At 63.3% G+C, this 21,367-nt stretch carries 20 protein-coding genes; 12 read left to right on the top strand and 8 right to left on the bottom strand.

What is annotated here, in order from left to right:
* The first annotated feature begins 292 nt into the window (after positions 1-292).
* The 4 genes from MTP16_RS05615 (at position 293) to MTP16_RS05600 (ending at position 5,939) form a co-directional block, all read left to right on the top strand.
* Positions 293-1,027, top strand: coding sequence for a hypothetical protein (locus tag MTP16_RS05615; RefSeq protein WP_243516638.1), 735 nt, complete (start codon positions 293-295; stop codon positions 1,025-1,027).
* Between the two features lie 266 nt (positions 1,028-1,293).
* Positions 1,294-2,691, top strand: a complete 1,398-nt coding sequence (radA, locus tag MTP16_RS05610; RefSeq protein WP_243516637.1) for a DNA repair protein RadA — start codon at positions 1,294-1,296, stop codon at positions 2,689-2,691.
* A 454-nt stretch (positions 2,692-3,145) separates the two neighbouring features.
* Positions 3,146-4,765 carry a TlpA family protein disulfide reductase gene (locus MTP16_RS05605; RefSeq protein WP_243516636.1) on the top strand — a complete coding sequence of 540 codons (1,620 nt, stop codon included), beginning with the start codon at positions 3,146-3,148 and terminating at the stop codon, positions 4,763-4,765.
* A gap of 154 nt (positions 4,766-4,919) precedes the next feature.
* Positions 4,920-5,939, top strand: coding sequence for an SPASM domain-containing protein (locus MTP16_RS05600; RefSeq protein ID WP_243516635.1), 1,020 nt, complete (start codon positions 4,920-4,922; stop codon positions 5,937-5,939).
* Positions 5,940-6,034: 95 nt separating this feature from the next.
* Here the strand turns inward: MTP16_RS05600 and MTP16_RS05595 are convergent, their stop codons facing one another.
* The 6 genes from MTP16_RS05595 to MTP16_RS05570 form a co-directional block, all read right to left on the bottom strand.
* The gene (locus MTP16_RS05595; protein WP_243516634.1) at positions 6,035-6,376 is read right to left on the bottom strand and encodes a hypothetical protein; all 342 of its coding nucleotides are present in this window, start codon (positions 6,374-6,376) and stop codon (positions 6,035-6,037) included.
* A gap of 123 nt (positions 6,377-6,499) precedes the next feature.
* On the bottom strand, positions 6,500-6,721 hold the full coding sequence (locus tag MTP16_RS05590) for a hypothetical protein (RefSeq protein ID WP_243516633.1): 222 nt from the start codon (positions 6,719-6,721) through the stop codon (positions 6,500-6,502).
* Positions 6,722-6,850: 129 nt separating this feature from the next.
* On the bottom strand, positions 6,851-7,657 hold the full coding sequence (locus tag MTP16_RS05585) for an inositol monophosphatase family protein (protein ID WP_243516631.1): 807 nt from the start codon (positions 7,655-7,657) through the stop codon (positions 6,851-6,853).
* A 126-nt stretch (positions 7,658-7,783) separates the two neighbouring features.
* Positions 7,784-9,487 (bottom strand): apolipoprotein N-acyltransferase, encoded by a 1,704-nt coding sequence (gene lnt, locus MTP16_RS05580; RefSeq protein WP_243516629.1) that lies wholly within the window; start codon positions 9,485-9,487, stop codon positions 7,784-7,786.
* Positions 9,456-10,232, bottom strand: coding sequence for a 16S rRNA (cytidine(1402)-2'-O)-methyltransferase (rsmI, locus tag MTP16_RS05575; protein WP_243516627.1), 777 nt, complete (start codon positions 10,230-10,232; stop codon positions 9,456-9,458). The genes lnt and rsmI overlap by 32 nt, the downstream gene beginning before the upstream one ends.
* Before the next feature lie 240 nt (positions 10,233-10,472).
* Positions 10,473-10,721 (bottom strand): 4a-hydroxytetrahydrobiopterin dehydratase, encoded by a 249-nt coding sequence (locus MTP16_RS05570; protein WP_243516625.1) that lies wholly within the window; start codon positions 10,719-10,721, stop codon positions 10,473-10,475.
* Positions 10,722-10,870: 149 nt separating this feature from the next.
* Here MTP16_RS05570 and MTP16_RS05565 point away from each other — a divergent pair, with 149 nt between their 5' ends.
* The 7 genes from MTP16_RS05565 to MTP16_RS05535 all read left to right on the top strand — a co-directional run bounded on the left by MTP16_RS05565 (position 10,871) and on the right by MTP16_RS05535 (position 18,004).
* The gene (locus MTP16_RS05565) at positions 10,871-11,374 is read left to right on the top strand and encodes a hypothetical protein (RefSeq protein WP_243516623.1); all 504 of its coding nucleotides are present in this window, start codon (positions 10,871-10,873) and stop codon (positions 11,372-11,374) included.
* 73 nt (positions 11,375-11,447) lie between these two features.
* The gene (locus MTP16_RS05560; RefSeq protein WP_243516621.1) at positions 11,448-11,672 is read left to right on the top strand and encodes a hypothetical protein; all 225 of its coding nucleotides are present in this window, start codon (positions 11,448-11,450) and stop codon (positions 11,670-11,672) included.
* Positions 11,673-11,762: 90 nt separating this feature from the next.
* Complete coding sequence (locus MTP16_RS05555; RefSeq protein WP_243516619.1) at positions 11,763-12,461, top strand: metallophosphoesterase family protein; 699 nt, start codon at positions 11,763-11,765, stop codon at positions 12,459-12,461.
* Between the two features lie 521 nt (positions 12,462-12,982).
* Positions 12,983-15,550 (top strand): beta strand repeat-containing protein, encoded by a 2,568-nt coding sequence (locus tag MTP16_RS05550; protein ID WP_243516617.1) that lies wholly within the window; start codon positions 12,983-12,985, stop codon positions 15,548-15,550.
* A 395-nt stretch (positions 15,551-15,945) separates the two neighbouring features.
* A complete protein-coding gene (locus MTP16_RS05545; protein WP_243516615.1) occupies positions 15,946-16,449 on the top strand; it encodes a DUF6252 family protein in 504 nt (167 codons plus the stop codon).
* A 159-nt stretch (positions 16,450-16,608) separates the two neighbouring features.
* Complete coding sequence (locus MTP16_RS05540) at positions 16,609-17,148, top strand: hypothetical protein (protein ID WP_243516613.1); 540 nt, start codon at positions 16,609-16,611, stop codon at positions 17,146-17,148.
* Positions 17,149-17,302: 154 nt separating this feature from the next.
* On the top strand, positions 17,303-18,004 hold the full coding sequence (locus MTP16_RS05535; protein WP_243516611.1) for a hypothetical protein: 702 nt from the start codon (positions 17,303-17,305) through the stop codon (positions 18,002-18,004).
* A gap of 235 nt (positions 18,005-18,239) precedes the next feature.
* Here the strand turns inward: MTP16_RS05535 and MTP16_RS05530 are convergent, their stop codons facing one another.
* Positions 18,240-19,034 carry a hypothetical protein gene (locus tag MTP16_RS05530; RefSeq protein ID WP_243516609.1) on the bottom strand — a complete coding sequence of 265 codons (795 nt, stop codon included), beginning with the start codon at positions 19,032-19,034 and terminating at the stop codon, positions 18,240-18,242.
* Between the two features lie 199 nt (positions 19,035-19,233).
* Positions 19,234-19,722 (bottom strand): RNA polymerase sigma factor, encoded by a 489-nt coding sequence (locus tag MTP16_RS05525; RefSeq protein WP_243516607.1) that lies wholly within the window; start codon positions 19,720-19,722, stop codon positions 19,234-19,236.
* Positions 19,723-20,007: 285 nt separating this feature from the next.
* On the opposite strand from MTP16_RS05525, the gene MTP16_RS05520 reads away from it, so the two are divergent.
* A complete protein-coding gene (locus tag MTP16_RS05520; RefSeq protein WP_243516606.1) occupies positions 20,008-21,300 on the top strand; it encodes a serine hydroxymethyltransferase in 1,293 nt (430 codons plus the stop codon).
* Positions 21,301-21,367: the final 67 nt, after the last annotated feature.

The following is a 21,367-nucleotide window of genomic DNA, read 5'->3' as shown; positions in this document are numbered from 1 at the left end:
CCGGAGCTAAGGTACCGGTCGAAACGCCGGAAGCTGGCGCGGCGGCAACCAGGTATTTCTAAGTGTTTATATAGCCGGGACGCGGAAAATGAGTCTCTTTCTCATTCATTTAGTCGGGCAGGCAGTTCCGCTCTCCTTCATGAATGAGGCGCCCGCCCGCGCTACGTCCCCCTGCCCTCACTTCCCATGCTGCCTATCCTGTAAGTGCCCGTCTGCCCAAGGGCTGATGCCGCCCGCGGGCGGGTTGGGGCCGGCGCTAGTACCTTGCGCCGAAGACCTTTTTCCGTTTTCAATGAAGCTGAAATTTCTACCAATCTTCGGTGTCCGGCCGCGTTTCGGGCAGTTGCTGCTGCTGTGCGGCCTGGGGCTGGCCGCCCCGGCCCGGGCCCAACGCCCCGAGCGGGTGGCCACCCGCGTCGACTCGTTGCGCGCCGCCCGCGACGGCGCCCCCACGTTCTTCCCGGCCCAGTTCACCTTCGTGAGCGGCAAGCAGGTGCAGGGCTACGTGGAAAGCTACAGCACCAGCCTGCTCGACAAGGTGGAGTGCTACGAAACGCCGCCCGACCGCCTGCCCCGGCCCAAACTCAAGGCCATCGACATTGAGCGCCTGCAAAGCATGGCCGTGGACGGCCACACCCTGGTGGCGCTGCAGCTGCACGGCAAGCCCCTAAAAATGCTGGCCGAAAACGTGGCCACACCCGGCCCGCTGGCCCTCTACGGCTACGCCAAAACCAAGAACGACATGCTCATCCCCATTCCGCTGCCGGTAGGGGCGCTGCTTATTTCGACCGGCACCCACGAGAAGTACTACTGGTACGTGCGGGCCTACGGCGGCGAGCTGCAGGAGGTGCCCCGCACCCAGCAAGGCTACACCGCGTTCATGAGTCGGCTCTGCGAAAAGGTGCCGGCCCTGGCCGCCGAGCTGCGCCCCGCCAAGGGCACCGAAGCTGCCCGTCGCCCAAAGTACCAGCTGCACAACGCCCCCGAGCTAATAAGCGCCTACAACCAGGCCGTGAGCGGGAAGTGAGGGCGGGGGGACGTAGCGCGGGCGGGCGCCTCGCCCCCTGACCTCCGGTTCGCTTGAAGCGCGAAGCCTCAGGGAGAGAGGGCACCGGTTATGCACCAGAAGGAGTCGCCTGGCTCCCCCTCTCCTTTGGGAGAGGGGGCCGGGGGGTGAGGCCCCGCCCTCGCGTCGCCAGGGAGGTGCCCACGCAAAACCACGCCTTTTCCAAGCAACTTTTCTGCCTCCATTTGCCTTATCACTCACACCCCAACCCTTCCCTGAAAACCAGCATGGCCAAAGCCAGAACCGTCTTTTTCTGCCAGTCCTGCGGCGCCCAATCGGCCAAGTGGATAGGCCGATGCCCCGTGTGCGGCGAGTGGAATACCTACGTGGAGGAGGTCGTCCAGAAGGAAACCGCCGCTACCACCACCGGCCAGTGGAAGCCCGCCAGCACCGTGCCCGGCGGCAACCTGGCCAAGGCCGCCAAACCCGTGGCCCTCGGCGATATTCTGGTAGAAGACGAGCCCCGCATCATCACCCCCGACGGCGAGCTGAACCGCGTGCTCGGCGGCGGCCTCGTGCCGGGCTCCATGGTGCTCATCGGCGGCGAGCCGGGCATTGGCAAGAGCACGCTCATGCTCCAAATTGCCCTCAGCCTGCGCAACCTGAAGGTGCTCTACGTGAGCGGCGAAGAAAGCGAAGCCCAGATAAAAATGCGCGCCGAGCGCATGGCCGAGGGCCGGCAGTCGGGCTGCTACATCCTCACTGAAACGAACACCCAGAACATCTTCCGCCAAATCGACCAGGTGCAGCCCAACATCTTGGTGGTCGATTCCATCCAGACCATGCACTCCACGCTGGTGGAAAGCGGCGCCGGCAGCGTGAGCCAGGTGCGCGAGTGCACCGCCGAGTTCCTCAAATTCGCCAAGGAAACCAGCACACCCGTGCTGCTCATCGGCCACATCACGAAGGACGGCAGCATTGCCGGCCCCAAAATCCTGGAGCACATGGTCGATACGGTGCTGCAGTTCGAGGGCGACCGGCACCTGAGCTACCGCATCCTGCGCACCACCAAAAACCGCTTCGGCAGCACTTCCGAGCTGGGCATCTACGAGATGCAGGGCGACGGCCTGCGCCAGGTGAGCAACCCGAGCGAAATCCTGCTCTCGCAGCGCGGCGAAAGCCTGAGCGGCATGGCCATTGGCGCCACGCTGGAGGGCAACCGCCCCCTGCTGGTGGAAGTGCAGGCCCTCGTGACGCCCGCCACCTACGGCACCCCGCAGCGCAGCAGCACCGGCTTCGACGCCAAGCGCCTGCAAATGCTGCTGGCGGTGCTCGAAAAGCGCGCCGGCCTGCGCCTGGGCCAGTCCGACGTGTTTCTGAACATCGCCGGCGGCCTGCGCTTGGATGACCCGGCCCTCGACCTGGCCGTGTGCGCCGCCGTCGTCTCCTCCCTGAATGACCTGCCCATTCCCGGCCACGTGGCCTTGGCCGCCGAGGTGGGTTTGAGCGGCGAAATCCGCGCCGTGAGCCGCCTCGACCAGCGTCTGGCCGAAGCCGAGAAGCTGGGTTTCCGCGAGATGTACGTGTCGCAGTTCAACGGCAAGGGCCTCGACCTGGCCCGCTTTGGTATGAAAGTTCAGCCCGTGAGCCGCCTTGACGAGGTGTTGAACGGGCTGTTTGGCTAATAACGGCCGGTTGTAGGGGCGGGGCTTGTCCCCGCCCGCCGTTGGCTTCGCTGGCTTTCGGTTGAAGGATACCAGCGCCGGCCCCCCCCGGCGGGCGAGGGCTAGTCCCGCCCCTACAACCGGCCGGCCACGAAACCGCGCTGGGCGCAGGCCAAGCCGCTTTAACGAGCTCCGCGCAACGTTATTGTGCGTCTATTCGCAGTTAATTACCTGAAAAGTGCCTTGATAATCAGCCGGCCCGCAGTCCTTATAGCGGCCTCCGTCGAGTACGGCCCCGGTTAAGACAAGAAGAATTATGAAACCATTTTTGGACTTTATAAATTAAAAGGCCGTATCTTCGGAGTGCTGATAGGCTTTTACCGCGAATTATCTGGTAAGGCAGCCCAAAAGCAAGTGCTGGTTTAGTCGATTTTAGCAATTGCCGACGGCCGTCGGTGGCTGGTTATTATTAGATATGACATCTACTCTCCTTACACATGCGCGTCGGTTGCTGGGCGCGGCGCTGCTGCTGGGGCCACTGGTGGGCTACGGGCAAGGGCGCATGACTACCACCGTGGTGGGTGCTGCTGCCCGCAAAGCGCCCACCGAAACGGCTGCCACCGGCGGCACGGCCACGCTCACCGGCCGCATCAGCAGCCCCACCACCGACTCGGTGGCTGTTTCGCTGCGCGAAAACCCGCTCGACCCCAAAGAGAAGCTGTTTCGCGCTAAAATTGGCGACAAAGGCGAGTTCAAGCTGACTATACCCGTGAACGGCCCCACCAAGGCCGACCTGGTGTACGGCGACGACGTGGCCCCACTCTACCTCGACCCCGGCACCGACATTGAGGCCCGCTTCAAGGGCAACGACATGTCGGGCACGCTACGCTTCAAGGCCAACGACGTGCCCACCGGCTTGGCCACCAAGCTACGCAACGGCAACAACCTGACCGACGAGCAGCGCCACCGCCAGCAGGGCGCCAACGCCAACAACTACCTCTCGGAGTTTGACGCCCAGTTTGTGGAAAACGACGGCTTTCAGGTGCTGCCCGACAACATTCAGCTCTACGAAGCGCCGTTTCTATCCTTCCTGGAGTATCGCCGCAAGCACGAGTTTGAGTTTCTGGAAGACCACGCGGCCAAGCAGTCGTTCACGCAGGACTTCTACAACTACGCTCACGCCGAGGCGGTGTATGCCTACGCCAACGACAAGCTCACCTTCCAAGACCTGCGCGAGCAGGTGGTGAACACCGAAGGCCGCCTGAAAATGGCGCCCGACTACTACAATTTCCTGCGCGAGCCCGGCTTGCTAAACGACCCCAACGCCGCCCAGAGCGAGCTGTACCACGAATTCCTGCTCAACTACGTGCACTTTGCTGTGGCCCAGGACCACCACCAGCGCACCGACCCGGACTTCTACCCCGCCTCCTACGCCCTGGCCAGCAAGAAGCTGACGGGCCCCACGCGCGCCATCATCCTGGGCCGCATCCTGCAGGAGTCGTTTCGCTTTGGGCACGTGAAGCAGTCGGCTGCCATGCTGGCCGATTTCCGCAACTACGACCCTAAGAATCAGTACTTCCCCATCCTGCAGAACGATTTCAACCAGCACAAGGAGTTCGCCATCGGCGCGCCCGCGCCCGATTTCAAGCTGCCCACCGCCAGCGGCGACACGGTGCACCTGCATGACTTCGCCGGCAAGCTGGTGTACCTCAACTTCTGGAAAACCACCAACGGCCTTTGCCTGCGCGACCTGGCCTACGCCCAGGAGATGATGCGCAAGTTTGAAGGCAAAAACATCGCCTTCATCAACATTGCGCTGGACGAGAATGAACAGGCCTGGAAGTCGCTCGTGACGGTGAAGAAGCTGCCCGGCGTGCAGGCTCGCGTGCCCGGCGGTGGCCTCCGCTCGGCCCTGGCCAAGGAATATGCCCTGCAGGAAGTGCCCACCTACATGCTGGTGGGCGAAGACGGCACCTTCCTCAACACCAAGCCCAAGCGCCTGAGCAGCCGCGCCGCCATCGACGAAATCAACCAGTCGTTCGGCAAGGCCAGCACCTACACCAGCGCCATCGAATTCCCGGCCACGAAGAAGTAAGCGGGTAATCAACCAGTTGTCATCCTGAGCGTAGCGAAGGACCTTATTACGTTAGAAAAGCCGCTAGAACAATCCTGGCGCCAGCTGTTCTCCCGTGACAAGGTCCTTCGCTGCGCTCAGGATGACGTATTTTTAGGCCTTCCGTACCTGCTTCATGTCCACGCTCACCGACAGCCTCAACCTTCTCTCCAAAGCCACGCCCCTGCGCGTGTGGAACACCGTGCAGGTGGTGGGCTCCTACATACTGAGCAAAATCACCGGCAAGGCGCGCCTGCGCGGCCTGCCCATGGCCCTCAGCTTCGAGCCCACCACGAGCTGCAACCTGCGCTGTCCGGAGTGCCCCAGCGGCCTGCGCTCCTTCACGCGGCCGACGGGCATGCTGCAGGGTGACTTGTTCAAGCGCACCATCGACGAGGTGGCCAGCCGGCTGTGGTACCTGATTTTCTACTTCCAGGGCGAGCCCTACCTGCACCCGCAATTCCTGGAGCTGGTGCAGTACGCGGCCAGCAAGGGCATCTACACCGCCACCAGCACCAACGCCCACTACCTCAACGACCAGAACGCCCGCAAAACGGTAGAAAGTGGCCTCGACCGCCTCATCATCTCCCTCGACGGCACCACGCAGGACGTGTACCAGCAATACCGCGTGGGCGGCAAGCTGGAAAAGGTGCTCGAAGGCACCCGCAACGTGGTGAAGTGGCGCAAGGAATTGAAGTCGGCCACGCCGCGCATCATCTTCCAGTTCCTGGTGGTGCGGCCCAACGAGCACCAGATTGACGATGCCCGACAACTGGCCGACGCCTTAGGCGTGGACGACGTGTGGTTTAAAACCGCCCAGATTTACGACCATCAGCACGGCTCACCGCTCATTCCCACCATCGACTACTACTCGCGCTACCAGAACAACGCCAACGGCACCTGGAGCCTGAAAAACAAGCTGGTCGACCACTGCTGGAAGATGTGGCACTCCTGCGTCATCACCTGGGACGGGCTGGTGGTGCCCTGCTGCTTCGACAAAGACGCCGAGTACCGCCAGGGCGACCTCAAAACCGAAACCTTCGCCGAGCTCTGGCGCGGCCCCAAGTACCAGCGCTTCCGCAGCAGCCTGCTCAAAGGCCGCGACCAGATTGAGATGTGCCGCAACTGCTCGGAGGGCACCAAGGTGTGGGGGTAGAAAAGGCGAATAGATAAAGAAACACAGCACGTCATGCCTCGGCTACGCTCGGCATGACGTGCTGTGTTTACAGCGTTATTACCTATGGCTCGAACCTACTTATGGTTCTTCGTCAGGTTTTTGCCCAGGTCTTCGACTTTGGTGAGGAATTCCAGCGTGTCGGACTCGGCGTAGGTGCCGTAGGCGGAGGAAATGGTGCCGCGCACACCGTCGTTGGCTTCGATGGCGTAGAGGATGGACATATCGTCGGGGTCGCTTTCGCCTTCGAAGCGGTAGAAGTCCACGATAGTCAGTTCGTCCGGGGCGTAGGTTTTGTTGGAGTCGTTGCCGATGGTGTGCAGGCGGCCGTCCACAACGTTAAAATCCTGGGTGAAGCCGTCTTTCCGGAGCTTGTTCTCAACGTTTACAAGCGACCGTTCTTCTTCTTTGTCCTGCATGGCGGATGGTTATTTGGAGTAGTGAAAGGAAGTGCGGGAAGCCCTAAAAATGCAGCCCCCGCCTCGGCTATACGGAGCCGGGGCCGGGGCGGGTTATGCGCGCCCAAAAGAAAACCCAACGGGTCAGGCCGGCACTTTTTCGCGGGCGGCCCGGGCCTCAATGGTGGCCTGCAAACGGTCAACGTCGAGCTGCCCGCAGGCGCCGCCGCAGCCCTTGGCGCAACCCGCGGCCGTTTTGCTGAAAAAGGCCCGCCAGAAGATGCGACCCACGTAAAATGTCGCGGCCACGAAGGCGGCAGCAATCAGAAAATACTGAATTTCGACGGAGGTGAGGGCCAGAAGCATGACGGGAAAACTACGTTAGGAGCGGAATAGTTTAGCGCAGCACGAGTACCCCGAAGCTCCCGCTTCGGCTCGCGTCAGAACAACTCGTTCAACGCGGGCCGAAGCGGGAGCTTCGGGGTACTCGGGCCATTACTGCCAGAACTCGCCAATCACGCCCTGCACCTGCTGGTGCAAGTGCCCGTTGCTGGCTACCAGCTCGCGCCCAAATAGCGGGTCGCCATCCGTCAGAAACTGGGTGACATGGCCGCCAGCCTCGCGCACCAACAGAATGCCGGCCGCTACATCGTAAGAATTCAGGTTGAACTCAAAGAACGCCTCGCAGCGCCCGGCGGCCACGTAGGCCAAATCGACGGCGGCCGAGCCCAAGCGGCGGACGCCGTGGCTGCGCGTCATGAACGCGCCCAGGATTTGCAGGAAGGAATCGAGCTTGCCAAAATCCTTATAGGGGAAACCGGTGGCGATGAGCGAGCTGTGTAGGTCGGTCACGTCGGTGACGTGGATGGGATGGTCGTTGCAAAAAGCGCCGCCGCCGCGCACGGCCCGGAAGCTCTCGTCGCGGCTCACCTCTTGCACCACGCCCACCGCCAGCTCGGCCCCGTGCAGCAAGCCCACGCTGATGGAATACACCGGCAGGCCGTGCACAAAGTTGGTGGTGCCGTCGAGCGGGTCGATTATCCAGGTGAACTCCTCGCTCTGTGAATCGGGCCCGGCGGTGCCTTCCTCGGTGATGAAGCCGGCCTGGGGCAGCAGCTCGCGCAGGCCGGCCACGAGGCGACGCTCGGTTTCCTGGTCCACGTAGCTCACGAGGTCGTGCAGGCCCTTGTGCTCAATCTTGGCGCGGTCAAACACAGTGGCTTCCTGGCGGATGAATTCGGCCGTGCTGCGGCACAGGGCGGCCACGTTGTGGGAGAGTTGGGTGAAGTCGAGGGGTGTCATATAGAAAGTAGAGACGCAACATGTTGCGTCTTGTCGTTGCTGATGTTGTTTAGTTGTTTGTGGAAACGGCACAGCGCGTTTGTGCAGCGCGAGTCGTTCAACGACGAGACGCAATATGTTACGTCTCTACGCCGCGGCCTGCTTTCGGCGCCAGCCCACCACCACAGCCACCACCAAAAGCAGCACCGCCGCAAGCTGCGCCCCGCGGCCAATCAGTTCGCCGAAGCGGACGTAGAACGTCGTCTCCGTGTTGAGATGCACCGTGGCGCGGCTGGATGTCGGAATCCAGGCCGTTTCGCGTTGGGTGATTTCGCCTTTCTGGTTGATGAAGCCGGTGAAGCCCGTGTTGGCCGAGCGGGCCAGGTCGCGGCGCGTCTCGATGCAGCGCAGCTGGCCGTAGCTCAGCAGCTGCCGGTAGCCGGGCGAGTCGTGCCACCAGGCGTCGTTGGTGGGCAGGCCCAGCAGGGTGGCGCCGTTGCGGGCGTATTCGCCCACAAAATCGCCGTAAATGGACTCGTAGCAGATGATGGGGGCCAGGCGCAAAGCGGGCGCGTTGGCCGGTGCGGCAAACACCGTGCGGTCGGCCTGGCTGCCCACGCTGCCCACGGTGCCGCCCAGGTCGATGTGCGACACGATGGCAACCAGCACCGGCGGAATCTTCTCCACGCCGGGCACGAGGCGCGACTTGTGGTAGAGGGCCACGGGCGCCGCGGCATCGGCAAAGTAGGCAGCCGAATTGAAGAAGTCGTAGTAGCCAAGGTCGTCGCGGTAGCGGGCCGTTTCGCTGGCCGCTTCCTTGTTGGGGTAAGAGCCCAGGGTGGTGATGCCCGTGAGCAAAGCCACGCCGGGGTGCCGCGCCAGCCAGGCCCGCACGCGGCGGATTTTGGGGTTGCTTTCAATCGTATTCTCCCAATAGGGCTCTTCCAACGCCGTTTCGGGCCAGATGATGAGGCGGGTTTCCGGCGTCAGCTTCTGCTCCGAGAGTTTTAGCAGGCGCGTCAACTGCTCGTCGTAAGGCACAAACTGCGCGCCGCCCTCAAACTTCTCCACGTAGGGGTCGAGGTTGGGCTGCACCACGATGACTTCGGCCGTGGGGCCTTTTTCCTGGTAAGTGGCCCCGATGAAGTACGACAGGGCAATGGGCAGAAAAATGACTAAAAGAGGCGTCAGAAGCTTGACAGTGAAAAGTGGAGCACTGCTGCCATCATTTGGCAAATCAGCAGGTTCCATGTCTCTGGCTTTGGCCTTTGCTTCTTTCGAGACCAGCCAGAAAAACAGCAACAGGTTCACCGCCCATACCCACACCGAGCCGCCCAGGAAGCCCGTGTACTCATACCACTGCACCCACTGCGGTGCGGCTGCAAAGCCATTGCCCAGCGTGAGCCAGGGCCAGGTGATGTCCCAGTGCAGGTGCAGCTGCTCAAATGCAATCCAGTACACCGGCAGCGACAGGTAGCCCCAACGGTTGCCCAGGCGCTTCTTGGTTTGGCGGAAGGCCATGAGGGGAAGGCACATCAGCAGCGCGTTCAGCACCACGGCGGCAATGCCGGCAGCCAGCTCGGCGTAGCTTACCCACCAGGTGGTGAGGGCGTTCCACAGCACCAACATGAGGTAGGTGCTGGCAAACACGCGGCCCTTGCGGGCGCCTTCCAGCGTGAGCTTGCGCTCCATGACGAGGTAGGGCAGCCAGCCGACGAACAGCAGCGGCACCAGCCAGGCCGTAGGCCACGGGGCCCAGCCGCCGCTCAGCAGCAGCGCGCCCAGCACGGCCAGCACGGGCGTGCGCAGCCGCAGCAGGCTAGTCGTCGCCGTCGGGGTCGAGGTCGTCATCGGCCTCGTCGGCGGGGCGGCGGTTTCGGTCTTCGCGGCCGGGGCGGGGCTCGCGGGCGGGCGGGGCAAGGTTTCCTTCGACGACAACGACAATTTCTCCTTTAATAGCGGGCCGGGCCGCGAAGTCAGCTTCCAGGCTGGCCAGCGTACCGGTCACGGTTTCCTCAAACAATTTAGTCAATTCGCGGCTGACCGAAGCCGGGCGGGTGGGGCCCAGCACTTCGGCCAACTGGCCCAGGGTTTTCACGATGCGGTGCGGCGACTCGTAGAAAATCATGGTGCGCGTCTCCGTTGCCAATTGCGCCAGGCGCGTTTGCCGTCCCTTTTTCACTGGCAAAAAGCCCTCGAACGTGAACCGCTCGGCCCCGAAGCCCGACTTCAGCAACGCCGGCACGAAGGCCGTGGCGCCGGGCAGGCACTCCACGCCCAGGCCTTTGGCCAAGCACTCCCGCACCAACAGAAACCCAGGGTCGGAAATTCCGGGCGTGCCGGCGTCCGATACCAGGGCCATGGTTTCGCCCTGCTCCAGGCGGGCCAGCAGGCGCGGCACTTGCTGGTGCTCGTTGTGCAGGTGGTAGGAGAGGAGCGGCTTTTTCAGGCCCAGGTGCTGCATGAGGCGGCCGCTGGTGCGGGTGTCTTCGCAAAGCACAGTGCCCACTTCGCCCAGAATACGGATGGCCCGCAGCGTAATATCTTCCAGATTGCCGATGGGCGTGGGCACGAGGTACAGAACCGTGTTGGGCATGGCGCAAAGGTAGCGGGTTGGTGGATTGGCGGAATGGTGGATTAGGCTCTGGCATGGCGAGGCGCCGCCGAAGCAACCCGTCCTGTTCTCAGCGACTGGCCATTTAATGTGCCGAAGCCCTTTTGAAACGCAAAAGGCCTGACCCTGTGTAGGGCCGGGACTTTCTCGCAAATGAGCGTGTTTGGTGTTGACAGGGCAGATTGCTTAGCCTACACCTCGCCATAATAGGTACCCTCCTCCCTACTCCGCCCCATGCCGCGCCGCCACCGCATCGATGGCTGCGGCCAACCGGTGGTCGCGCCGGGTCACGGCGTTGCCGGCGTCGTGGGTGCGCAGGCGGAATTCTACCACGTTGTATTCGTTGCTGAACCAGGGGTGATGGTCGAGCCGCTCGGCTTCGGCGGCTACGTCGGTGAGGAAGGCGAAGGCCGTTTTAAAGTCGGCGAAGCGGAAGCTGCGGTGCAGGCTGTTGTCGGTTTCAGTCCACATGGTTCAAGGAAGGAAAGTAAAGGGAAAGCGTATAAGGGGGACGCGGCCGGCGCGGCGGGCAAAGCACAACCCAAACAGCCAAACCAAAGTACACATTTTCCTACGCCACTTCCCACCCCCATACCCTCGCACCCTCACACCCTAAGAAAATGGCCATCGACCCCAACAACCGCCCTATTCGCGTCATCAATGACGACACCACCAACGAAGAGATGGAAGCCGGCCACCACATTCCCAACGCCGACCCGCCCAAGAACGAAGCGGCGCGCGGCGGCTTCGGCAACCGCGACGGCAAAGAAGGCTTCGGCTCCGACACCTCGGGTGGCGAAACGGCCCTGGGCGTAAACGAAACGGCCGATTCCATGGCCCCGCCGCCCGACAACATTCGCTCGAACGACGAGGGCCGCGCCGGCCGCGAAAACCAGGACCTGCCCGCCGACGACGACCTCACCGACACCATTGAGCCCAGTGGCCGCCCCGTCGATGATTTGGACCTACACGACCGCCGTCCCGGCGTAGATGAGATGCTGAACCCCAACTCCCGCGTGGGCATGGGCCAGATGGAGCCCCGCCCCATCAAGCCCATCACCGGCACCGATACCAATGCCGAGCTCAACGACCCGAACGCCGCCGATACGGCCATCGACCAGTAAGCTCCGGCTTTTGGCAGCGCAGAACCGACGTTAAAAATCCTTCCGCATTTTCCACATTTTAACTTCCTTCATCATGCCCTACAAAAGCAATAACACCAACCAACAGTCCGGTGAAAACCACGGCGCTCCCGCCGGCGAAGGCCTGCCCAAAGGCACCGGCGACCTGCCCGTAAGTGACTTGGACGAGGCCACCCAGGCCCGCCTCGAACAAGAGGCCCTCGACGCCGGCCAGCGCCACCCCAACCGCAACACCGACAAGCCGCAGCTCGACCAGCCGGCCTACGGCGGCGGGCACTAGCGCAAGGCCACAAAGATTAACTCCAGAACGTCATGCAGCGTGTCAGCGCTGTATGACGTTCTTTTTTGCCCTTCCTCACCCAAAACGCCCATGCGCCGCTTCGCTGCTTCCGACCTGCACGGCTGCCTGCACACCTTCCGCCGCCTCGTGGAAGAAGAGTTGCAACTCGCCAAAACGGACGAGCTTTACCTGCTGGGCGACTACGTGAACAAAGGCCCCGACAGCCGCGGCGTGCTCGACTACCTGATGCAGCTGCAGGCCGGCGGCTACCAGGTGCGCTGCCTGCGCGGCAACCACGACCACGCCCTGCTTTCGGCCGCCCGCCACCGCTGGAGCTGGGACTGGGCAGGCCTGCGCGGCCGGCAGCCCACGCTGCGCAGCTTCAGGGTGCGGCGCGCGGCCAATATCCCGCAGCCCTACCTTGACTGGCTGGCCGCCCTGCCTTTTGAGATTGAGCTGCCCGATTTCGTGCTGGTGCACGCCGGCTACAACTTCGCGCTGCCCCCCGCCGAGATGCGCCGCGACTACGCCACCATGCTCAGCACCAAAAAGTTTGTGTACGACCCTTCGCGGCTGGCCGGCAAGCGCCTGCTGCACGGCCACGTGCCCACCGCCGCGGCCAAGGTGCGCAGCAAAGCCGCCGCCCGCCCCGGCGCGCTGGGCCTCGACACGGGCTGTGTGTACCGCAACAACCCTGAGCTGGCCCACCTCACAGCCCTGAACTTGGATACTTGGGAACTGACTTCGGTGCCCAACTGCGAGCCGGCTTACCCCATCGGCAAGCGGTAGTTAGTCCATCGTTATGCTCAAAAAGCCCGCACTGTTCCTGATGGGAATGGCACGGGCTTTTGCACTATTGCGTGTAAATAGAATAGCAATAATTCACTGCCTTATCGAATGTTTATATTTGAGCCTTGAGTCTGATGGAAAAAATTATATTTAACTCATTGTGATAATTCAGCTTCGCGTAAGCCTGATAAAGTTTAAAAAAATGTACTATTTTATCCGGATGATAAAAATATAATTGGAGAATATTTGGAAATCGATAGAAACGTGGAAACAAAATAGTCAATGAATAGGACTATGCTAATCCATGTTTGAAGAGGCTATTGCCGTTTGATAGAGAAGGTGATAAGTTTGATAAATGCTATTTTCTTTGGTTGCTTAAAAGTTTGAGCAAAGCCGGTTCAATGAGCGACTTAAGGCATAAATTGAATTATGCCAGGTTGCTCAAGCGGCTCGCAGCGCAAGGATGATAGTAGTTGGCTTGCAACGCCAGCAAAGTCGCTTCATTCCTTTTCTCCATTATCATGAAACAACCCCTACCCTCGACCATTCATGCTTTTGGTCCTTTGCCTACGCTCCCGTGGTGGGAGCGCCGCCGCTGGCAGGTGGTGGCCCTGCTGCTAACCGGGCTGCTGCTACTTGGCATCCGCGCCCAAGCGGCCGTCATCATCACCGTCGGCAATGGGCAGGCCAACTATGCCACCATCACCCAGGCGCTGGCGGCCATTCCCTCGCCGCTCACGCAGTCCTACGAGGTGCAGCTGCTCAGCGGCTCGTACTCGGAAGATGTGCTGGTGACCATCACCGGCACAGCCACCAACACGCTCACCATCAAGCCCGGCGCGGGCGCAACGCCCATCATCAACGGCACGTTTACCTTCGGGGCGGGCAGTGCCTACGTCACGCTCAGCGGCAACAACAGCACCAACGGCACCACTGGCAGCACGCGCGCCCTTACCCTGCGCCAAACCAGCCAGCTGGCGCCCACACTGGTGTTCAGCGGCGATGCCTCGCACAACACGGCCAGCGAAATCCTGGTGCGCGGCGCGGCTTCTTCCTTCACCAGCGGCGTAGTGGTGGTGGGCGACGGTGCCAGCACCGGCAACGACTACAACACCCTCACGCAAAGCTTCGTGTACAACGCCAATCCCTCGCAGCTGCCCGCCAACCTGGTGTACGCGGCCAACGCGGGCGGCGGCACCAACGACGGCTTCGCTCTCACGCGCAACGAGCTGTCCAACTTCACCCGCACCGGCGTGCTGGTGGCGGCCGGCAACGGCGACGCCTGGACCATCAGCAACAACAGCATTTACTACAACGCGTCCTCGGTGCCCACCACCGCCCAAACCGGCATCGACTTCGGCCCCGGCAGCGGCGCCAACGACGCGCTGGTGTCGAACAACGTGATTGGCGGGCAGGCGGCAAACGCTACGGTCGGCACTTGGACGAATGCCGGCACGCAGAGCTTCCGCGGCATCGTGATGAACTGCGGCAGCAGCACCAGCCTCACCAACGAGGTGACGGGCAACACGGTGAGCAACGTGAGCTTGACGGGCACGAGCTCGGCGGCCCTCACCGCGTTTGGCGTCGATGCCGGGCGCAACGAGCTGTCGGGCAACACCGTGTCGGGCGTGAGCAACACCGGCACCAGCGGCGTAAACAGCCTGGTAAGCCGCGCCACCACCGTGCTGGGCTCGTTTGCGGTGAGCAGCGGGCAGCTGATGGTGGTGGAAAACGGCCTGACCATCGTGCAGGGCAACCTCACCAACGCGGGCATTCTGAACCACACCGGCGGCGACATGCTCATCACCGGCAACTTCATCAACTCCGGCACCTTTGCCCAGACGCTGGGCGACATTGAAATCCGGGGCAACATGACCAATACGGGCCAGTTCACCTGCTCCACGGGCAAGGTGAAACTGACCGGCACCGGCCCCCAGACCGTGAGCGGCGGCCTCTACTTCAACCTGGAAGTGAACGGCACGGGCACCAAAACCCTCACCAACAACGCCACCGTCTACAACGGCGTGCAGATGCTGCAGGGGGTGCTGGCCACCGGCCGCTACAGCCTCACGCTCGACCGCCTGGCCAACCTGAGCGAAACCGATGCCAGCTACGTGCTGGGCCGCGTGGAAGTGAACCGCACGCCCACTGCCGGCACCCTGGAAGACTTCGGCGGCGTGGGCCTCGAAATGCTGCCCGCCAATGGCTCGACCCTGCCCGGCGCCACTTTCGTGACGCGCATCACGGGCACGGCACCGGTGGGTGCGGGCGGCCGCCAGGGCATCCTGCGCTACTACGACATTGACGCCGACGTACTCACCGGCCTCGACCTGGCCCTGACCCTGCGCTACCTCGACCACGAGCTCAATGGCATCAGCCGCAGCAACCTGCGCTTCTTCAAGTCGAGCAACGGGGGCGTGACCTGGGTGAACAAGGGCGTGAGCAGCGCCGGCGCGGGCACACCCGCCGGCACCGGCTACGCCGTGCTCAACCGCGTGGACGGTTTCTCGCGCTGGACGCTGGGCGATATCAACGCGCCGCTGCCGGTGGGCCTCACCGCCTTTCAAGCCGAGCGCCAGGGCCGCAACGCCGTGCTGACCTGGACCACCGCCACCGAAAAGGACAACCGCGGCTTCGGCATCGAAGTCTCGACGGACGGCCAGACCTTCCGCGAAATTGGCTTCGTAGCGGCGGAAGGGGCCAACAGCAGCACCGCCCGCACCTACCGTTTTGTGGACGCCAGCGCGGGCAAAGCCGGCCTGCGCTACTACCGCCTGCGCCAGGACGACCGCACCCCCGGCGAGCCCCGCTACTTCGGCCCCCACAAGCTGACCTTTGAGGACGCCGCGCCCGCCTTCGCCGCCTACCCCACGCAGTTCGGCCCGAGCCTGACCGTGGCCCTCACGCACCCCAGCGCTACCACCGCCACCCTGCGCCTGCTCGACGGCCTGGGCCGCGAGGTGTGGCGCCAGGAAGTGGCCCCCGGCGCGGCCCCGCTGCTGGTGCAGCCCGTGGCCCCGGCCGGTGCCTACACCCTCACCGCCACCGTGGCCGGCCAGGTGCTGCGCCAGCGCGTGGTGAAGGAATAGCGCGGCAGTAGCGCGAACTCTGTAGTTCGCGTGCCAGTACGACACCCGAACGGCGCTAACGGCGCGGGGCACGCGAACTACAGAGTTCGCGCTACTAACCGCCCCCGCCCCAACCCGGAAGCCCCGGCTACGCAAGTGGCCGGGGCTTCTGGCTTGCTAGGAGATGAACGGGGGCGGACGAGCCCTGAAAAGTCCTTTGGTGCGGCCCGGTAATGCGCCCAAACAACCAAGTAGAGCAGCACAAGTAACTGACAGTAGGAGCATTCAGCCGAATGCAAATGTCTGATTTGTAGAAATATTTATTTGCTTATTGCGGCAAGCCTTTCTACGTTTGAGCAGTGCCGGGCCCCACTGCCCGGCACCTGCGGCATCCCGGATTCTACCTATCCCCAGCCATGAAAAAACAATTCTTAGCCGCGCTGTATGCCGCTGCCCTGCTGGCCGCCGCTTGCAAGAAAGACGCCCCCGACGCCGGCCTGCCCGCCGCCACGCAGGAGGGCCGCAATACGTTCGGCTGCCTGGTGGACGGGCAGGCGTTCGGCCCCAAGCCCCCGACGGGCATCAACAGCAGCAGCCGCGACCCGCTCGAAGCATCCATCTACCGCACCGACGTCCTCGTCTCGGCCCGCGGCGGCGGCTACGTCGAATTCGCCTTGCGCAACGCTTTCCGCCCCGGCACTTACCCGCTCGGTGAAACGCAGACGGCCAGCTATGGCTCATACATTATAAATGGCATTAGCCATTACACTACTGCTACGTACCCGGGCACGGTGACGCTGACGCGCATCGACACGGTGGCGCGCATCGCGGCGGGCACGTTCGAGTTCACGGCTCTCGACTACCGTAGCGGCAAAACGGTGACCGTCACCCAGGGCCGCTTCGACGTGCGGCTCAAGTAACAGGGTTGCTTTTCCCTTTTCACGCCTTTCCTTTTTTTACCATGAAGCCACTCATCCCCTCGCCCTAACCGCCGCGCTTGTCTTTACCGTCCCCAACGGCTTCACCGCCGCCCCAGCGACCTTTCCCACGCACCGCCACCCTTTTTCCGCCGCCCGCTCATGACCAAACACCTTCCCGCCGCCCTGGCGCTGGCGGCCCTGCTGGGCCTGAGCCACTGCCGCCGCAACGACCCCGCCCCCGCCCCGCCGGACCCGCTGGCCCAGCTGCCGGCCGAAACCCAGACCGGCAAAGGCACCTTCGGCTGCCTCCTCAACGGTAAAGCGTGGACCCAGGCCGGTAGCCCCTTCGCAGGGCCGCTGTTGAATGCTCAATACTTCAGCCAACAATTGACCGTGTCTGCAAACAGGAGCACCACGGTAGATGGTGTAAGAACGGTACAAGGCATTCAGATAAACATAGACAAAATAAATTCAATAGGAAGGTACACACTTGCTGATTCAACAAAGGACTTTATAAACATTGTTGATTTAGTGACTGCATGCACTTACTACACCGACAAAGCCCACCCTGCTACGGTAGAAATTACCCGATTAGACCCGGTCGCGCGCATTGTGTCGGGGCGTTTTGCCTTCACGCTCGAAACGCCGGGCTGCGGCAAAATCACCGCTACCGACGGGCGCTTTGATTGCCGTTTCTGAGTCGTTTGCTTTTTGAATTACACAAAACACCAACAGTTGTAGATAGAAAAATAAGACTACGCTTTTGCTTACATTTACCAGCGCACGCGGGCAGCTGGGCCTTCCGGGGCCGGGTCGCCCGTTTTTTGTATCCCATTTCTTTCACGTTTACCCCATGAAAGACTACCAGAGCGACAAGTACGAAAACTTCTTTCTGCACCTGCGGGCCTCGCGCGAGGGACTGGTCAGGTTTGCCGACTTCACGGCCACGGCCGTGGCGGCCCCCGGCGTCGACGCCACCGTGGCCGGCCACGGCGTGGCCCTGGCCACCGCCACCGCCGCCCTGCGCGCCGAGCTGGTGACCCGCAAGGGCCAGGGCGGCGGCAGCCAAACCAGCACCGACGCCGAAGGCACGGCCTTCGAGGCCTTCAAAACCTTCGTGCAAGCCACCGACAAAAAGGTGCTGACCGGCTATCTCTACGACCACGCCGCCGAGCGCGCCACCTACTATCCCGACGGCCTGACCGGCCTCACCCGGGCCCCCGTAAAGGAACGCCTCACCCGCTTCACGGCCTACACCGAAGCCCTCGAAGCCAGCCCCGACGCCGCCGTGAAGGCCCAAGGCGCCGCGGCCCGTGCCCTGCTCAAAAAATACGAGAAAGCCAGCACCACCAAAACCCAGGCCCGCACCGAGCTGCAGGACACCATCAACGACCTGGGCCCGGCTGCTGCGGCCGTGGCCGAAACCCTCTGGGACGTGCACACCGCCGCCTGCTACGCGCACCGCCGCGCGCCGCTGCAAGCCCGCAAGTACTTCGACTACGCCGGCCTACCCAGCCGCGCAGGCTCCAAAAAGGCGGCCAAGCCTACGCCATAGCCTGTGCCGGGCGCCGCCGTGGTGGCCGATGCCGCTGCGGTTGTGCAAATAAGCCCGCCGCCGCTGGCAGGTGCTTATGCAGGGGTGCAAATGGGCCTGCCAGCGCCGGCAGGTGCTTCTGCAAGGGTGCAAATGAGCCTGCCGCCGGTGGCAGATGTTTCTGCAAGGGTGCAAATGAGTCTGCCGCCGCTGGCAGGCCCGTTTGCACCCCTGCCGGTAGAAAGGTCTTCCGCCGCTACTGCCCCGCCAGCACCCCCGCCGCCACCGCCCGGCGGGCCGGGGCGCGGTAGGGGTTGAGCGAGTCGGCGGCCACGGCGCGCAGCTCCGCGAGGGCGGGGGCCAGCTCCTTGGCCTGCCAGTAGGCCATGCCCAAGTGGTAGCGGGCGCGGCGGGCCAGTTCGGACGCGCCGCCTTCCTCGCCTACGCGGCGCAGGTAGAGCTGGGCGGCGCTGCCCTGGCCCTGGCGTAGCAGGATGAGGCCACGCAGGTACTGCAGGGTGTCGGTGCCCACGCTGGGCGGCGAGAGGCGGCCCAGCGAGTGCAGCGCCGCCGGGTAGTGGCCCGACTGGTACTGGTCGAGGGCCTCGGCCAGCAAGGGGCGGTCGTGGAGCAGGGCGGGCGTCACGAGGGGGCCCGGGTCGGGCTGGTAGTAGGCTTCCCAGCTGCGGGCGGGGCGGGTGGGGCTGGTGCGGCCCAGGTAAAAGGCCACGGCCCCGGCCACCAGCACCAGTAGCGTGCCCACCACCCCGAGGATGGTGCCGCGGCGCTGGCGCTGCTGGGTGCGCTGCTCGGTGCGAGCCAGGGCGGTGCCGCGCTCGTTCATACGCTCATCCAGGGCCTGCAGGCGCAGGCGCAGGGTGTCGTGGCCGGCGGCCCAGCGCAGGTCGGCCGTCAGCTGCTCGTAGGCGGCGTGGGCTTCGGCCAGGGCCTCGTCCTGCTCCAGGCGCAGCTCAAAGGCTTCCTGCTCGGCCGGGGGCATCTGGCCGTCGGCAAAGCGTTCCAGCTCGTCGATGTAGGGGCGGAGGTCCATAGGGGTCGGTATTCGGTGTTGGGTTTTAGGTGTTGGGTTTTAGGTGTTGGGTGTTCGGTGTTGGGTGTTCGGTGTTGAGTGTTGGGTGTTCGGTTTTAGGTTAAGTGGTTTTGCTGTCTTGCTTTAAAATCAAGCATTCGGTGCCCAGACTGAATACCTGGCACCTAAAACCGAACACCGAACACCTAAAACCGAACACCTACCGCAGCAGCTCATACAGTTTGCGCAGGCAGCTGCTTTTTTGGAGGCGGGCCACGGTGGCGTTGGGGAAGCCCATTTTGCCGCCCATCTTCTCGAAGTGGTAGCCGCGGAAATAGAAGAAGGTGAGCACCCGCTGGCAGTCAGGCCCGAGCTGGTTGAACTGGGCCAGCAGGCGCTGGCGACGGCCGGCCTCGGCGGCGGGCAGGGGCACGTGGGCGGGCACGTTGGCTTCGAGGCGCTGCTGGGCCATGCCGTAGAGGAAGGCGCGCAGGTCGTCGGGCATTTTGGTGATGCGGCCGTCGGCCACCTGGTCGTAGAAGTCGAGCAGCGTGTCCTGCAGCAGGCCGTGGGCCTGCGGGGCATCGAGCTGGTACTGGCGCTGGGCCCAGCGGGCAAACAGGTGCCGGCTGCGCTGGTAAAAGTCAATCAGGAACTTCTGATTGCCGACGCGCAGCTGGGTAAGGGTTTCGGCGAGGGGCGCAGACATGGCAGGGAGCAAAGGCTACGGCAAGTAACGACGGAAACGGGGAATGCTGTATCGTTCGGGCGGGGGCCACCGGTCGTTCTGGCGTGGCGCCTCACCCCCCGGCCCCCTCTCCGAAGGGAGAGGGGGAGCCGCGGCGGCGCAAGCGTTTGCATGGTTTGCGTGGGAGTATGCGAGTAGAATGGTGAGGTCGACTGGCTCCTCCTCTCCCTTTGGAGAGGGGGCCGGGGGGTGAGGCGCCACGCCAGAACGACCGGCAGGCCGAGAATCTCAATTACCTTTACGCCCATGCAAACCGTCGCCCCCGCCCGCCTGTCCGACACCGCCGTGTTCGACCTCATTGCCCAGGAAAAAGCCCGCCAAACCCACGGGATAGAGCTCATTGCCTCCGAAAACTACGTTTCGGAGCAGGTGATGGCCGCCCAGGGTTCCGTGCTCACCAACAAGTACGCCGAGGGCCTGCCCGGCAAGCGCTACTACGGCGGCTGTGAGATTGTGGACCAGGTGGAGCAGTTGGCCATCGACCGCGTGAAGGCGCTGTTTGGCGTGCAGTGGGCCAACGTGCAGCCCCACTCCGGCGCCCAGGCCAACGCCGCCGTGATGCTGGCCTGCCTGAACCCCGGCGACAAAATCCTCGGCTTCGACCTCAGCCACGGCGGCCACCTCACCCACGGCTCGGCCGTCAACTTCTCGGGCAAGCTCTACCAGCCCAGCTTTTATGGCGTGGAGCGCGAAACCGGCCTCATCGACTGGTCTAAAATCAAGGAAATAGCCCGCCGCGAGCGTCCCAAGATGATTATCTGCGGTGCCTCGGCCTACTCGCGCGACTGGAACTACGCCGCCCTGCGCGAAGCCGCCGACGAGGTAGGCGCCCTGCTGCTGGCCGACATTTCGCACCCTTCGGCCCTCATCGCCAAAGGCCTGTTGAACTCGCCCTTCGACCACTGCCACATCGTGACCACCACCACGCACAAAACCCTGCGCGGCCCGCGCGGCGGCCTCATCATGCTGGGCAAGGACTTTGAAAACCCCTTCGGCCTGAAAACGCCAAAGGGCGAAATCCGGCCCATGTCGGCCGTGCTCGACGGCGCCGTGTTCCCCGGCACCCAGGGCGGCCCGCTGGAGCACGTCATTGCGGCCAAGGCCGTGGCCTTCGGCGAGGCGCTGACCGACGACTTCAAAACCTACACCCAGCAGGTGGCCCGCAACGCGCAGGCACTGGCCAAAGGCTTCGTGGCCCTGGGCTACGACATCATCTCGGGCGGCACCGACAACCACCTCATGCTGATTGACCTGCGCTCGAAGGGCCTCAGCGGCAAGCTGGCCGAAAACACCCTGGTGCGCGCCGACATCACCATCAACAAAAACATGGTGCCCTTCGACGACAAGTCGCCTTTCGTGACCAGCGGCATCCGCATTGGCTCGGCCGCCGTAACTACCCGCGGCCTGGGCGAGTCGGACATGCAGCGCATCGTGGAGCTGATTGACGAAACCCTGATGAACCACGACAACGACACCCGCATCGGCCAGGTGCGCCAGCGCGTGAACGCCTGGCTGCAGGACTACCCGCTGTTTGCGTAGCTTTTTACGTAGGTAATAAAATCGTTTGTCATCCTGAGCGCAGCGAAGGACCTTATCACAGCTGAAC

The sequence above is a fragment of the Hymenobacter monticola genome (assembly GCF_022811645.1).
Taxonomy (GTDB): domain Bacteria; phylum Bacteroidota; class Bacteroidia; order Cytophagales; family Hymenobacteraceae; genus Hymenobacter; species Hymenobacter monticola.
This window is presented reverse-complemented; position numbering and strand designations above follow the sequence as displayed.